Source organism: Chryseobacterium joostei, from assembly GCF_003815775.1.
GTDB lineage: Bacteria > Bacteroidota > Bacteroidia > Flavobacteriales > Weeksellaceae > Chryseobacterium > Chryseobacterium joostei.
The window spans coordinates 3,858,195-3,871,863 of record NZ_CP033926.1; the positions used below are offsets into that span (position 1 = coordinate 3,858,195).

The 13,669-nt window shown below is 36.6% G+C and carries 15 protein-coding genes; 13 read left to right on the forward strand and 2 right to left on the reverse strand.

Annotated features, from left to right (window positions below; translation table 11 throughout):
- Window positions 1–23: 23 nt before the first annotated feature.
- The 12 genes from paaD (at window position 24) to EG359_RS17715 (ending at window position 11,090) form a co-directional block, all read left to right on the forward strand.
- The gene (gene paaD / locus EG359_RS17655) at window positions 24–488 is read left to right on the forward strand and encodes a 1,2-phenylacetyl-CoA epoxidase subunit PaaD (protein WP_076357312.1); all 465 of its coding nucleotides are present in this window, start codon (window positions 24–26) and stop codon (window positions 486–488) included.
- A 141-nt stretch (window positions 489–629) separates the two neighbouring features.
- Window positions 630–1,430, forward strand: coding sequence for an enoyl-CoA hydratase/isomerase family protein (locus tag EG359_RS17660; protein WP_076357310.1), 801 nt, complete (start codon window positions 630–632; stop codon window positions 1,428–1,430).
- A 74-nt stretch (window positions 1,431–1,504) separates the two neighbouring features.
- A complete protein-coding gene (locus tag EG359_RS17665; protein WP_076357308.1) occupies window positions 1,505–2,638 on the forward strand; it encodes a 3-hydroxyacyl-CoA dehydrogenase NAD-binding domain-containing protein in 1,134 nt (377 codons plus the stop codon).
- Window positions 2,639–2,743: 105 nt separating this feature from the next.
- On the forward strand, window positions 2,744–3,052 hold the full coding sequence (locus EG359_RS17670; RefSeq protein ID WP_076357306.1) for a hypothetical protein: 309 nt from the start codon (window positions 2,744–2,746) through the stop codon (window positions 3,050–3,052).
- Window positions 3,053–3,054: 2 nt separating this feature from the next.
- On the forward strand, window positions 3,055–3,468 hold the full coding sequence (locus EG359_RS17675) for a PaaI family thioesterase (protein ID WP_076357304.1): 414 nt from the start codon (window positions 3,055–3,057) through the stop codon (window positions 3,466–3,468).
- A gap of 259 nt (window positions 3,469–3,727) precedes the next feature.
- Window positions 3,728–4,933 (forward strand): 3-oxoadipyl-CoA thiolase, encoded by a 1,206-nt coding sequence (gene pcaF, locus EG359_RS17685; protein WP_076357302.1) that lies wholly within the window; start codon window positions 3,728–3,730, stop codon window positions 4,931–4,933.
- A gap of 102 nt (window positions 4,934–5,035) precedes the next feature.
- Window positions 5,036–5,629, forward strand: a complete 594-nt coding sequence (locus tag EG359_RS17690; protein ID WP_076357300.1) for an acyltransferase — start codon at window positions 5,036–5,038, stop codon at window positions 5,627–5,629.
- 17 nt (window positions 5,630–5,646) lie between these two features.
- Window positions 5,647–6,474 (forward strand): alpha/beta hydrolase, encoded by an 828-nt coding sequence (locus tag EG359_RS17695; RefSeq protein ID WP_076357298.1) that lies wholly within the window; start codon window positions 5,647–5,649, stop codon window positions 6,472–6,474.
- Window positions 6,475–6,599: 125 nt separating this feature from the next.
- The gene (gene paaZ / locus EG359_RS17700) at window positions 6,600–9,095 is read left to right on the forward strand and encodes a phenylacetic acid degradation bifunctional protein PaaZ (protein ID WP_076357296.1); all 2,496 of its coding nucleotides are present in this window, start codon (window positions 6,600–6,602) and stop codon (window positions 9,093–9,095) included.
- 179 nt (window positions 9,096–9,274) lie between these two features.
- Window positions 9,275–9,436 (forward strand): bacteriocin-like protein, encoded by a 162-nt coding sequence (locus EG359_RS22655; RefSeq protein ID WP_174567040.1) that lies wholly within the window; start codon window positions 9,275–9,277, stop codon window positions 9,434–9,436.
- Window positions 9,437–9,595: 159 nt separating this feature from the next.
- A complete protein-coding gene (locus EG359_RS17710) occupies window positions 9,596–10,375 on the forward strand; it encodes a DUF4241 domain-containing protein (RefSeq protein WP_076357294.1) in 780 nt (259 codons plus the stop codon).
- Between the two features lie 10 nt (window positions 10,376–10,385).
- Window positions 10,386–11,090, forward strand: a complete 705-nt coding sequence (locus tag EG359_RS17715; RefSeq protein WP_076357292.1) for an SMUG2 DNA glycosylase family protein — start codon at window positions 10,386–10,388, stop codon at window positions 11,088–11,090.
- Between the two features lie 65 nt (window positions 11,091–11,155).
- Here the strand turns inward: EG359_RS17715 and EG359_RS17720 are convergent, their stop codons facing one another.
- Entirely contained in the window at window positions 11,156–11,977 is an 822-nt protein-coding gene (locus EG359_RS17720; protein WP_076357290.1) for a T9SS type A sorting domain-containing protein, read from the reverse strand.
- 41 nt (window positions 11,978–12,018) lie between these two features.
- On the reverse strand, window positions 12,019–12,567 hold the full coding sequence (locus EG359_RS17725; protein WP_076357288.1) for a phage tail protein: 549 nt from the start codon (window positions 12,565–12,567) through the stop codon (window positions 12,019–12,021).
- Window positions 12,568–12,825: 258 nt separating this feature from the next.
- Between EG359_RS17725 and EG359_RS17730 the strand changes: the two genes are divergently transcribed.
- On the forward strand, window positions 12,826–13,590 hold the full coding sequence (locus EG359_RS17730) for an enoyl-CoA hydratase/isomerase family protein (protein WP_076357286.1): 765 nt from the start codon (window positions 12,826–12,828) through the stop codon (window positions 13,588–13,590).
- Window positions 13,591–13,669: the final 79 nt, after the last annotated feature.

Sequence of the window (13,669 nt, forward strand, 5' to 3'; positions counted from 1 at the left end):
AATGAGGTAAATCTCAGATAATAATGAACGATTTATTAAACTTATTAAAAACAATCCCAGATCCGGAAATTCCGGTCATTGATATTGTGGAATTAGGGATCGTAAGAGACGCACAAATCACAGGTGAAAATACTTGTGAAGTAATAATTACGCCTACTTATTCCGCTTGTCCTGCAATGTTCACCATTGAAGAGGATATTATCAAAATGATGAAAGAGAATGGATGGGATGCAAAGGTGGTGACCAAAATGTTTCCTATCTGGACAACAGACTGGTTGACGGATGAAGCAAGAGAAAAACTTAGGGTTTACGGGATCACGCCTCCTGAAAAAGGAGCAGACGAACATCATATCGGAAAACCGAAAAAATGTCCACGTTGCGGTTCTGAGCATACCAAACAGATCAGCAGATTCGGGTCTACCTTGTGTAAGGCTTCTTATCAATGCTTAGACTGTCTGGAGCCGTTTGATTATTTTAAATGCCATTAAGAAATGTAGCAATCTAGTAATATGACAATCTAATCACACCAATAATGCATAGCATTGAAATATTCGCACTCTAATTGGTAAATTGTTACATTGTTATACTGTTAAATTATTATATTTATCTGAACTTAAATAGATGTTTTTATGTATACACAACTCGATATTGAATCGCATTTTGACGGGAAGCTCAAAATAGCATATCTTAATCAGCCTGAAACAATGAATGCTCTTACAAAGCCTGCTTTGGCAGACTTGAGAGATTTTGTGAAAGAATGCAGTAATGATGAAACTGTAAGATGTGTTGCCATTTCCGGAAGAGGAAGAGCGTTTTGCTCCGGTCAGAATTTGGATGAAGCTTTCGTGACTGGTAAAGAGCACCATGATCAGGATATCATCAGAAAAATTGTGGTAGATTACTACAATCCGTTGGTTACCGAAGTTACTCGTTGTAAAAAGCCGGTTATTGCATTGGTAAACGGCCCAGCAGTAGGTGCAGGTGCTATGTTAGCATTAATCTGCGACTTTGTATTGGCAAACAACAAAGCCTATTTTTCACAGGCGTTTTCAAATATCGGTTTGATTCCTGATACAGGAGGAACTTATTTCTTACCGAAACTTTTAGGTAGACAATTAGCGAATTATTTAGCCTTCACAGGTAAAAAATTATCTGCCGAAGAATCTAAATCTTACGGTCTTGTTGCTGAGGTTTTCAGCGAAGAAGAATTCGGACCAAAATCAATGGAGATTCTTGAGAAAATGGCAAACATGCCAACAGCAGCCCTTAAACTGACGAAAAAAGCTTTTGCTCAATCTTATACAAACACTTTGAAAGAGCAGTTGGAACTTGAAGGAGATCTACAGCAGGAAGCTGCAGAAACAGAAGACTTCCTGGAGGGAGTAAATGCCTTTTTACAGAAAAGAAAACCTAATTATAAAGGAAAATAAAAAAATTGTACAATGTAGAAAGTAAAATGTACAGTTAAATGCTTTTTACATTGTACATTTTACATTGTACAAAAATGAAGAATATTGGAATTATTGGGGCAGGAACCATGGGCGTTGGAATTGCTCAGGTGGCTGCAACAGCAGGATGCAAGGTCGTTTTATTTGACGCCAATGCTCCACAAATAGATAAAGCACTTTCAGGCTTAGAGAAAACACTTCAAAAACTTGCCGAAAAAGGCAAGATTTCTCAGGAAAAAGCTACAGAAATCAGAAACAATATTGCTAAAGGTGAAACCCTGCAGGATTTAAAAGATTCTGATCTGGTTATTGAAGCAATCATTGAGAATAAAGACATCAAAACCAAGGTTTTTACAGAACTTGAAACCTATGTATCTGAAAACTGTATCATTGGTTCCAATACATCATCCATTTCCATCACCTCTCTTGGTGCAGAATTAAAGAAACCGGAGCGTTTCATCGGAATTCACTTCTTCAATCCGGCTCCTTTGATGCCGTTAGTGGAAGTAATTCCCTCTTTATTAACAGAAAAAACGTTAGCAGAAAAAATCTACAACCTCATGAAAGACTGGGGGAAAACACCTGTTTTTGCTAAGGATATTCCAGGATTTATTGTTAACAGAATTGCCCGCCCTTATTACGGTGAAGGATTAAGGATTGTTGAAGAAAACATTGCAACACCGGAACAGGTAGATGAAGCAATGAAAACCCTTGGAAACTTCAAAATGGGACCTTTTGAATTAATGGACCTTATTGGAGTTGACGTTAACTTTGCTGTAACAACTACTGTTTACAAAGATTATTTCTACGATCCGAAATACAAACCATCTCTATTGCAACAGAGAATGTCTGAGGCAAAACTTCACGGAAGAAAAACAGGAAGAGGTTTTTATGACTATAATGAAGGAGCGGTAAAACCTGAAGCCCAAAAAGATGATGCTCTTTATCAGCAGATTTTTTTAAGAATCATTTCAATGTTGATTAATGAAGCTGTAGAAGCTAAAAGATTAGGCGTTGCAAATGATGATGATATCGAATTGGCAATGCAGAAAGGTGTAAATTATCCAAAAGGATTATTAAGCTGGGGAAAAGAAATCGGATATTCAAAAATCTCTGAAACGCTGCAGAATCTTTACGAAGAATATCAGGAAGAAAGGTACAGACAAAGCCCTTTGCTTCGTAAACTATAAAATGTACCAATGTATCAGTTTACCAATATTATAACGGAGCTACGCTGAGCTTGTCAAAGTATGATATTGGTAAACTGATAGATGGCTAAATAGTTACATTAAAAAATGAATATAGAAGAATTCAGGGATGAATTGGAGGTAAGGCTTTCCATTGAAAAGCAGTATTTAACTCAGGAAGCAGCATCTATTGATGAATCAGAAAGGCTTGAACTACTCGGAAAGTTTAATGAGAAATATAAGGAGCTGATCAAAAGATTAGCCAATGAAAGTGGAATTGATTTAAATGCATCTTATCTCTCGGAAAATTTATCAGAATCAGAAGATCTTTCATACGAGCAGATTATTCTGGGTAAAACGATGAATGTGTACGACAGATTATCTGATGAGCTATATGAAGAAATAACAAACCTATAGAAATGAATCCAAGACAAGTTGCAGATTATATGTTCAATCAGGATTATTTTTCCCAATGGATGAATATCAAAATGATTGAAGTAAAAGAAAATTATTGCCTGATAGAAATGCCCATCAAAAAGGATATGATCAATGGGCTTAAAACAGTTCACGGAGGTGTTACGTTTGCTTTTGCTGACTCTGCGCTGGCATTTTCCTCCAACAATACGGGAAATGCCGCCGTAGCCTTGAATTGTATCATCAATTTTACCAAGGCAGGAAAAGAGGGTGATACTTTCAGGGCAGAAAGTATCTTGGTAAATGATACAAGAAAAACAGCTGTTTATGACATTAAAATCACCAATCAAAATGATGAGCTGATTGCAAAATTTGTCGGAACAGTCTATAAAATCGGAAAGAAAGTAATAGATCTTTAGGCTCAATGTCGTAATGTAATCATTTACTGATCTAATAATTGGTAAATAAAATTACGGCTAAAAAAGTAGAAGAAACAAAATATTGGCTCTATCTCTGTAAGCATTCTAAAAGCTATCATTTTCAATGAAAGATGCAGAGATTTGAAAAGGTATATATCAAATATTAAGTACAAGTTTAAATAAAAATCAATAACCAATATGACAATGTATCGATAATTGTTACACTGTTAGATTGCTAAATTGTTACATTAAAATCATTATGAACAACGTATACATCATAGACTATGTAAGAACTCCTATTTCAAAACTACAAGGAGGACTATCAGAAGTAAGAGCCGATGATTTGGCCGCCATTGTTATCAAAGAAGTGGTGGCAAGAAACCCTGAAGTTCCTGTTGAGGAAATTGAGGATGTTATTTTCGGATGTGCAAACCAAGCAGGTGAAGATAACAGAAACGTAGCCAGAATGGGACTTTTATTAGCTGGGCTTCCTTATAAGATTGGAGGTGAAACGGTAAATAGACTTTGTGCTTCAGGAATGTCTGCCGTTGCTAATGCATTCCGTTCCATTGCAGCAGGAGAAGGAGAAATATATATTGCAGGTGGAGTAGAACACATGACGCGTTCTCCTTACGTGATGTCAAAACCAAGCGCAGCTTTCGGAAGAGACAGTCAGATGTATGATACAACTTTCGGATGGCGTTTTGTGAACCCGAAAATGAAAGAAATGTATGGTGTTGATGGTATGGGTGAAACTGCAGAGAACCTTGCTGATATGCATCAGATCAACAGAGAGGATCAGGATAAATTTGCCTTATGGTCTCAGCAAAAAGCAACAAAAGCTCAGGAAAATGGAAGACTGGCTGAAGAAATTGTAAAAGTTGAAATCCCACAAAGAAAAGGAGATCCTATCGTTTTTGAAAAAGACGAATTTATTAAGCCAACTTCATCAATGGAAGTATTAGGAAAACTTCGTCCGGCTTTCAGAAAAGAAGGAACGGTAACTGCCGGAAATGCTTCAGGAATGAATGACGGAGCAGCAGCCTTGATTCTTGCAAGTGAAGAAGCTGTAAAAAAATATGGACTAAAACCTAAGGCTAAGATTTTAGGATCTTCAGTAGCGGGTGTAGAACCTAGAATCATGGGAATTGGACCGGTAGAAGCTACACAAAAGCTTTTAAAAAGATTAAACCTTTCCCTTGATGATATGGATGTCATCGAGTTAAACGAAGCCTTTGCTGCACAAGCTTTAGCAGTAACAAGAAGCTTAGGTTTACAGGATGATGATACAAGAATAAATCCAAATGGTGGAGCTATTGCTATCGGTCACCCACTAGGGGTTTCCGGTGCAAGAATTATTGGTTCAGCAGCCATGGAGCTTCAGAAACAAGATAAGAAATATGCATTATGTACCCTTTGTATCGGTGTCGGACAAGGATATGCAATGGTTATTGAAAAAGTATAATTTTTTAAATAATGTAACGTATTTATTGCTAGACTGGTAAACTGATACATTGTTACATTAATTAAGATACATTATTAAATAAAATTTTTAACAAGAATTTTTATGAACATCTATTCATATCACGGTATCCGTCCTATTATAAAATCTTCTGCCTATATCCATCCACAAGCCGTTATAATCGGAAATGTGGAAATTGGTGAGGAAGTCTATATCGGCCCTAATGCAGTTATCCGTGGTGACTGGGGGAAAATTATCATTAAAGATGGAGCTAACGTTCAGGAAAATTGTACCCTGCATGTTTTCCCCAATATAGAAACAATTCTGGAAGAATCTGCACATATTGGTCATGGAGCGATCATTCACTCCGGTCACATTGGAAAAAATTGCTTAATCGGAATGAACTCTGTGGTGATGGACAAGGCATACATTGGTGACGAAAGCATTGTTGGTGCATTGGCTTTTGTGCCCGCCAACTTTAGATGTGAACCCAGAAAACTGATTGTAGGAAGCCCTGCAAAGGTTATCCGTGATGTTTCCGATGAAATGATTCATTGGAAGACTGAGGGAACAAAGTTATATCAGGAATTGGCAAGAGAAGGAAAAGAAGCAATATTACCTTGTGAGCCATTTACAGAATATGTACAGCAAACTCCTACGAAAGTGGTAGATTACAGTATCTGGGATGATATAAAATAATAACTATAAAATTAAACATGATAAAGAAAGCTTTCATATTATGCAGTATTCTGTTTGCTGTTAACTTTACAGTGTCAGCACAGACAGAAACAACAAAACCACTTACCATTGGTGAAGTAAGGACGTTAAAATCCAAGGTTTTAAATGAAGAAAGAACATTGAATATTTATCTTCCTCAAGGATTTGATAAAACAAAATCCTATCCTGTTATTTATCTTCTGGATGGAAGTATGAACGAAGATTTTATCCATGTTTCGGGATTGGTGCAGTTCTTTAATCAAATGTATTCGATGCCTGCAACAATTGTAGTGGGAATTGCGAATATAGACAGAAAAAGAGATTTCACATTCCATACAGATCTAAAGGATTTACAAAAAGATTACCCTACAACAGGACATTCAGACAAGTTCATCACTTTTCTTGAAAAAGAATTAAAACCCTACATAGAAACCCAGTTCAAAACAACAGATAAATATTTGTTTGGTCAATCATTGGGCGGGCTTCTGGCAACGGAAATTCTATTGAAAAAACCTGAAATGTTCAATAACTACTTCATCATTAGCCCAAGTTTATGGTGGGACGATGAAAGTTTATTAAAACAAGCTCCTCAATTACTTTCAAAATCTCCGGATACTAAAAAGTTCGTTTATGTTTCTGTAGGAAAAGGAGAGCATCCGGTAATGGTAAAAGATGCCGAAGCCTGGTATGATGTTCTTAAAAAATCCAATAAGAAAAACTGGACAATTGAATATAAAATGATGGAAACAGACAACCATGCAACCATTCTTCACAGAAGTTTATATGAAGGATTGGTGAAGAAGTTTCCCTATCAGGAACCGAAATAAATGTAACAATATAACAATGTAAAAATCTAACAATTATATTATTTAATGTTACCCTGAACGAAGTAAGAATCTCATGGGTAGATTGTTAAATTGATGCATTGATAAATTAAAGTATAAAATATTTTATGGAAAAACTAAAAAACTATATCTACGGACAATGGGTAGAGGGAACCGGAGCAGGAATTCCTTTATACAATGCCGTAACAGGAGAACAGGTAGCAGTTTCCGATACAGAGGGACTAAACTTTCAACAGGCTCTAGATTATGGTAGAACTGTAGGATATAAAAACCTTTCTTCTATGACTTTCTATGATCGTGGAGAAATGTTGAAAAAAGTAGCGCTTTACCTACTGGAAAGAAAGAAAAAATATTACGAATTATCTTATAAAACAGGAGCTACACATGTTGATTCATGGGTGGATATTGAAGGAGGTTTCGGAACTTTCTTTACCTATTCAGGATTGGCGAAGAGAATGCTTCCTAATACCCCGTTTTGGGTAGATGGCGATACTCAGAAGATTTCTGCAAACGGAACCCATTTGGGAACTCACATTTTAACACCAAGTGAAGGAGTTTCTGTACAGATTAATGCCTACAACTTTCCTGTTTGGGGAATGTTAGAAAAGTTATCCACATCATTGTTAGCAGGAGTACCATCCATTGTAAAGCCATCACCTTTTGGCTCTTACCTTACCAATGTGGTATTTCAGGATATGATTGAAAGTGGAGTATTACCCGAGGGCGCTGTACAATTAGTGTGCGGAGAGCCTGGAAATATTCTGGATTATGTTCAGGATGGAGATTCTGTATTGTTTACAGGTTCTGCCACTACAGGAAGAAAGCTAAAGTCTCTTCCATCCGTTGCAGGAAATGCAGTTCGTTTCAATATGGAAGCAGATTCCCTGAATTGTTCAATCCTTGGATTAGAAGCAAAGCCGGGAACTCCTGAGTTTGATTTATTCATCAAAGAAGTTCGTAACGAAATGACCACAAAAGCAGGTCAGAAATGTACGGCCATCAGAAGAATTATTGTTCCTGAACATTTAATTGGTGATGTTCAGAGCGCTCTATCAAAAGCTTTAGACCAAACAAAAATAGGAAACCCATTAAGCAGAGAAACAAGAATGGGATCTTTGGTGGGAAGACAGCAATATGAAGAGGTTTTAAGAAAAGTAAACATTTTAAAATCAGAAACAGAGCTTGTATACGATGGAAAACATGAACTTGTAGATGCATCCTATGAAAACGGAGCATTTATGAGTCCTAAGTTATTCTTGAATGACAAGCCTTTTGAAAAAAATATCTCTCATGATGTAGAAGCTTTCGGACCGGTATCTACATTAATGCCTTACAAAGATGCTGAAGAAGCAGCTGCACTGGCAAAAAGAGGAAAAGGAAGCTTGGTAGGATCCATCATTTCTCATGATGAAAACTTTATTGCAGAAACATCATGGAAAATGGCTTCCCAACACGGAAGAATCTTTGTGTTGAACAGAGATAACGCCAAGGAAAGTACCGGACACGGTTCGCCACTTCCGACATTAATGCACGGAGGGCCTGGTAGAGCAGGAGGCGGTGAAGAAATGGGTGGTTTAAGCGGCCTACATTTCTTCCTGCAAAAAACAGCTATTCAGGGATCTCCGGATGTTCTGAAAGCAATTACCAAGATCTATCAGCAAGGGGCAGAGAAGAAGTTTTCAGACAAGCATCCTTTCCAGAAATACTTTGAGGAAGTTGAAGTGGGAGACTCTTTAGAAACAGCAGGAAGAACCGTTACCGATGCAGATATCGTGAACTTCTCCAATGTTTCGTGGGATCATTTCTATGCTCATACCGATGCGACAAGCTTAACGGGAACAATCTTTGATAAAACAGTTGCTCACGGATACTTTATTCTTTCAGCTGCGGCAGGATTATTTGTTTCCGGTAAAAAAGGACCTGTTATTGCTAATTATGGATTAGAAGAATGTAGTTTCTTCAAACCGGTATATGCAGGTGACACCATTACGGTTTATCTGACAGCAAAAGAGAAAATAAACAGAGGAGTAAAAGGAAGAAATATCCCTTCAGGAGTTGTAAAATGGTTAGTTGAGGTTGTAAACCAAAGAGATGAGGTAGTTTGTGTAGCTACTATCTTAACATTGGTGGCAAAGCAATCTCCTTTCATTGATCTGAGTGTGAAGAATGTTCAAAAGATCCTAAACGGATTAACGGAAAAAACTCCTGCATTATGGGGTAAAATGTCTCCACAGCAAATGATCGAGCACCTTGAACAAGGGGTATTGGTAAGTTTAGGAGAACCTGAAGCTGAGAAATGCTTTACTCCGGAAGAGAATATTGAAAAATATCAGGATTCTCTTTACAACCACCGAAAAATGCCAAAAGATTTTATCGCTCCGTTTTTACCACAGGATGGTTCACTTCCGGAACCTGTATACAAGAATCTGGATGCTGCAAAACAGTCATTCATTGATAATCTGAAAAGATTTGTGGTTTATTACAAAGAAAATCCGCAGGCAGAACATCTGAACTTTGTATTTGGAAAACTGAACAAGGAAATGTGGGAGCTGATGCACAAAAAGCATTTTACCCATCATTTTGAACAGTTTGGATTAATTTAATTCAAAATAAAAATAGAAGAAAGCAGCATTTTAGAAATAATTTGCTGCTTTTTTATATGATGGAATGGGAACTTTCATCATATCAATTAATTATAAAGCTTTTAATTAAAAAATAGTAACTTTAATAGGCGAAATCCGAAAAGCATATAGAGTAGGAGAGAATATCAAAACTAATGACTATGAAAAACTTAAAAAAACTTTCAAGAAATGAATTGAGATCTCTTAAAGGAGGCGGCCCAGTCTGGTCCTGTACTCCTCATTCTTGTCCTCCGGGAGTATGTTGTATCCCCGGAAGATGGCCAGACCTTGCAGCAGCATGTGTAATATGTGCAGGTTCTTAGTGTACCCAATTTTAACTAGTAACAATACATAAAGCAGCATTTCATCAGATTTGCTGCTTTGTTTTAATAATCTTTTGTTAAAAGCCTCCGCTATATTTCACGGCTTTATATTTATTCATTACTTTCAGGATTAAAATCAATTCAAAAAAATATTGAACAATGGACGACAACTGGATGCAAAAATGGGAAGAAGTAAAAAATACTCTTATATCTCCTGTAGATATTGAAACGTATTTTACTTCAGAGGAAATTATGGATCAGAAGATGGAAGTGATGGAAATAGGAAATGTTTCCCTGCCATCAGGAAAAGTAATTGTAAGAGATCCGCTTGTGTATTTAAATGCAAAGGAGAAGCCCTATTTTGTGGATGTGCCTAAAGGAAATTTTCCGGTATCAATTGCCGTGGTAAAGCTAGAGGACTGGGGTGATCGATATGCAGCTGTAAAAGTAGAGTTTACAAAAGAAGAACCAGTTATCTACAGAGAAGCATTAATCGGAATAGAAGAACTTGACGGAACCAATGAGGGAGAATTTTTTGGATTTACCGTAGATGCCGGTTTAGCATGTGTTGCAGACCCGGAAGTAGTTCCATATGTAGAAAAATTTATTTCAGAGCTGGATGTAGACAATATTTATGATGATTATTTTGCAGAACTTTTTGCAAAAAACTATAAAGAAAACCCTGCAAACCAAAGAGATCTTGGAGACTGGATTAATTGGACGGTTCCCAATACAGAATATCAGATCCCCATATTTGCAAGTGGAGTAGGAGATGGAATATATCCCGTTTACTTTGCTTACGATGAGCAGGATAACATATGTGGACTTTATATTCACTTTATCGATATAGAATTGGAGCTATCCGAAGAGGAAGAATATGATGAAGATGAAGACGATGATTCTTCAGATCAGCCTGATAACTTTGTTTTTCTAAAATAAATCTACATAGATGAATAAAACTTTTGCAAATCAGGTTATCACTTTCAATGAAAATCTGAGCTATTCAGGAGATCTTCCCGATGGTTTTGAGGTATTGAACCCCTATATGAATAATCCGGAAACGCTGGAGGTTATGCAAAAGTTTTATCACAAATACTATAATGATTCCAACAAAAGAAAATTCATCATTGGAATTAACCCCAGCCGTCATGGTGCAGGAGTTACAGGTGTTCCGTTTACCGATACGAAAAGGCTGGAAAGCGTTTGTGGAATAAAAATGAAGTCTGTCCATACCCACGAAGTTTCCTCTGTTTTTATGTATGACATGATTGAAGATTATGGTGGTGCAGACCTGTTTTACAAAGATATTTATATCAATTCACCTTTCCCGCTGGCTATTGTAAGAAAAACAAAGAATGGATGGCTCAATGCCAATTATTATGACGATAAAGAATTGTTTGCAGCAGTAAAGGACTTTATGATAGATTCCTTAAAGAAACATATCAGCCTGAATCTGGATACTTCAGAGGTTTTCATTTTGGGTAAAAAGAATGCAGAATTTATTTCAAAACTCAATAAGGAAGCAAAATTGTTTGATACAATGACTGTTTTGGAGCATCCCAGATACATCCAGCAGTACAAGTCTAAAGAAAAGCAACTCTATATAGATAAATACATTGTAGCATTAAAAACAAAACCCTTAAACATTAGTTAAGGGAATTGTCATTTATGAATTAGAATCTTTATGGGGAACAAGCACTTATGTGTGATTTCTTAATATTAGTTTTTAATAAGTTTAGTAGATTCATTGGGCGTTTTGATGTAATAAACTCCTTTTGGAAATTCTGAAACATCAATTTTATTTATGCCTTTCTGGGTTTGAATGCTTTTCAGCAGTTTACCATCCTGACCATAAATTTTGGCTTCTGTACCCTTTTCTGTTGTTAAAGAAAGTGGGCCATTGGTTGGATTAGGGTAAATAGTAAAGGCTTTTTGAGAAACTTTGGTTTCAGATGTGCCCAGTACTACACCGCTGTCTTTTACCCATGTAAAGGCATCCAATCCAATGTAATAAAAATTTCCGCCTAAGGTTAATCTTAGCTCATCTATAATGATGTTTGAATAATTTATTCCATTCAGATTAGTAAGATCAATGAGAGTATAGCCGTTGGTAGTGCCTAAGGATGTTGCAAAGTTATTGCTTTTTATAGCATTAAACTTTGTAATTCCACTCAGTCTTCCAGTTACAGTAAGCGTACCCGTAGTATTCTGATTGTTGTATTGGTTTGCTACATAGACCCAAAATTTATTTGCCTTAAACAAATTTGAAGTGGTTCTTATACTGAAAGATGGGTTGGCAACACCTACACCTAGAGTATTATCAATGTATCTGTTGTCAGCAGTTGTACCATTCCATCCTGTTCCTGGGAAATTAACAACTTCAAACGTAGATACATAGGAGGTAATATTAAATATAACCCCATTGTCTGTAAAGCTGTGGCTTCCGGAAGATTCTGTTTCAAATTGCTCTGTACTAGTCTGCCCAAATGACAAAATTGAAATGAGCAGACTACAAATGGTTAAAAAAGTAGTGCTTTTCATGATTTTTGATTTAAATTAGGTTATGGTTATTGTCCAAAATATTAATCTCGTGGAGGATAAATTCCTTCCACACAGATGATATAGTTCAATCCAAGATAAGGAGGCATATTATTCATAGGAAGATTCTGCCCGATAAAAGTAATGGACTTACTATTGATTGCGGTATCAGGATCAGCATCTATAAAACTTGGAACAGGTGTAAAGACTCTTCCGTTCGGTGTTCCTGTAATAGCCACAGATGATGATGCAGTAGGAGTTACACTGTTAGCATTTTGGTTGGCAACTTTAAATTGAAAGCCTGCCCCAATGCTCGGAAGATTTGATGCTAAAATAGTAGTTTGGGTTGTTCCTGCTACAACTCCCAATGGATAGTTTTCGTTCGAAGATACGGCTCCTGCTCCCAAAGCCATTTTCCCTTTAAGGTTGGGAAGAGCAAATGTTGTTCTCCCATCACCACCGTATGTGGTGCCTAAAATAGAAAAAACTGCTGAGTAGTTAGCAATACTAAGTAATCTCCCATCACAGAACATCCATCCTCTTGGTGCAAAATTTCCTGCAAATAACTTAATGATTCCAATGTATTCGTCCATAGTAAATAGTTTTAATCTTTAATTGTTTATTTCTTAGTCCAAAGGAACAACTAATAGAAAAGCAGCACTAGAGTAGAAAATACCAAATTGAGCATTCCGTATTTCTACGTATAATGATTTATAGACTCCTTGCATCTATCTTCCATATTCATTTCCAATAATGTTCGTCTTTAAACATTTTCTATTGAATTTACCTCGCTTAAGTTTCTCTAAAAGCACTGTATTTAGTATTTTTGTAAGAATCCAATAAAAATAAAAATGAACGAATTTGTAGCATCAGAAATTAAAAATAATATTGCCGAAATCACTTTCGGAACCCCAAAAAGCAATGCTCTTCCGGGAGCAATTTTAGAAAAACTGGCTCAAACCATTTTAGAAGAAGGAGCTAAGGATGAGGTAAAGGCTATTTTAGTAAAAAGTGAAGGCGAAAAAGCGTTCTGTGCAGGAGCAAGTTTTGACGAGCTTCTGGCAATTGAAGAATTGGAAGCTTCTACAAAGTTTTTCGGTGGTTTTGCAAAAGTTCTTAATGCCATGAGAAATTGCGGAAAAATAGTTGTGGTAAGAGTTCAGGGAAAAACCACAGGAGGTGGAGTAGGTATTGCTTGTGGTGCAGATTACTGCTTTGCAACAAAAGATTCTGCATTAGCACTTACAGAGATCAACCTAGGAATAGGGCCTTTTGTAATTGGGCCTTATGTAGAAAGAAAAATTGGGAAATCACAATTCTCCGCAATGGCAATTGATGCAGACTTTAGATCTGCTGAATGGGCAGAACAGCATAATGTTTATCATTCCGTTTCAGAGAATATTCAGGAAATGGATGAGAAACTGGAGAAATTCTTACAGACATTGGCATCTAGAAGCAGTGATGCATTAGCGTTAATCAAAAAAGTTTCCTGGGAAGGAACAGATCACTTTAATGAATTGATGCCAGCAAGGATCCACATGAGTGCAAGCCTTATTCTGGAAGATTCTGCCAAGAAGAACATTGAAGCTATCAAAGAAAGACTGAGAGCAAAATAATAACAGATTGTTTTAAAATATTCAGCCGTTGACTCGTTCAGCGGCTTTTTTTTGTAAGTATATAACAAGTAAATATACC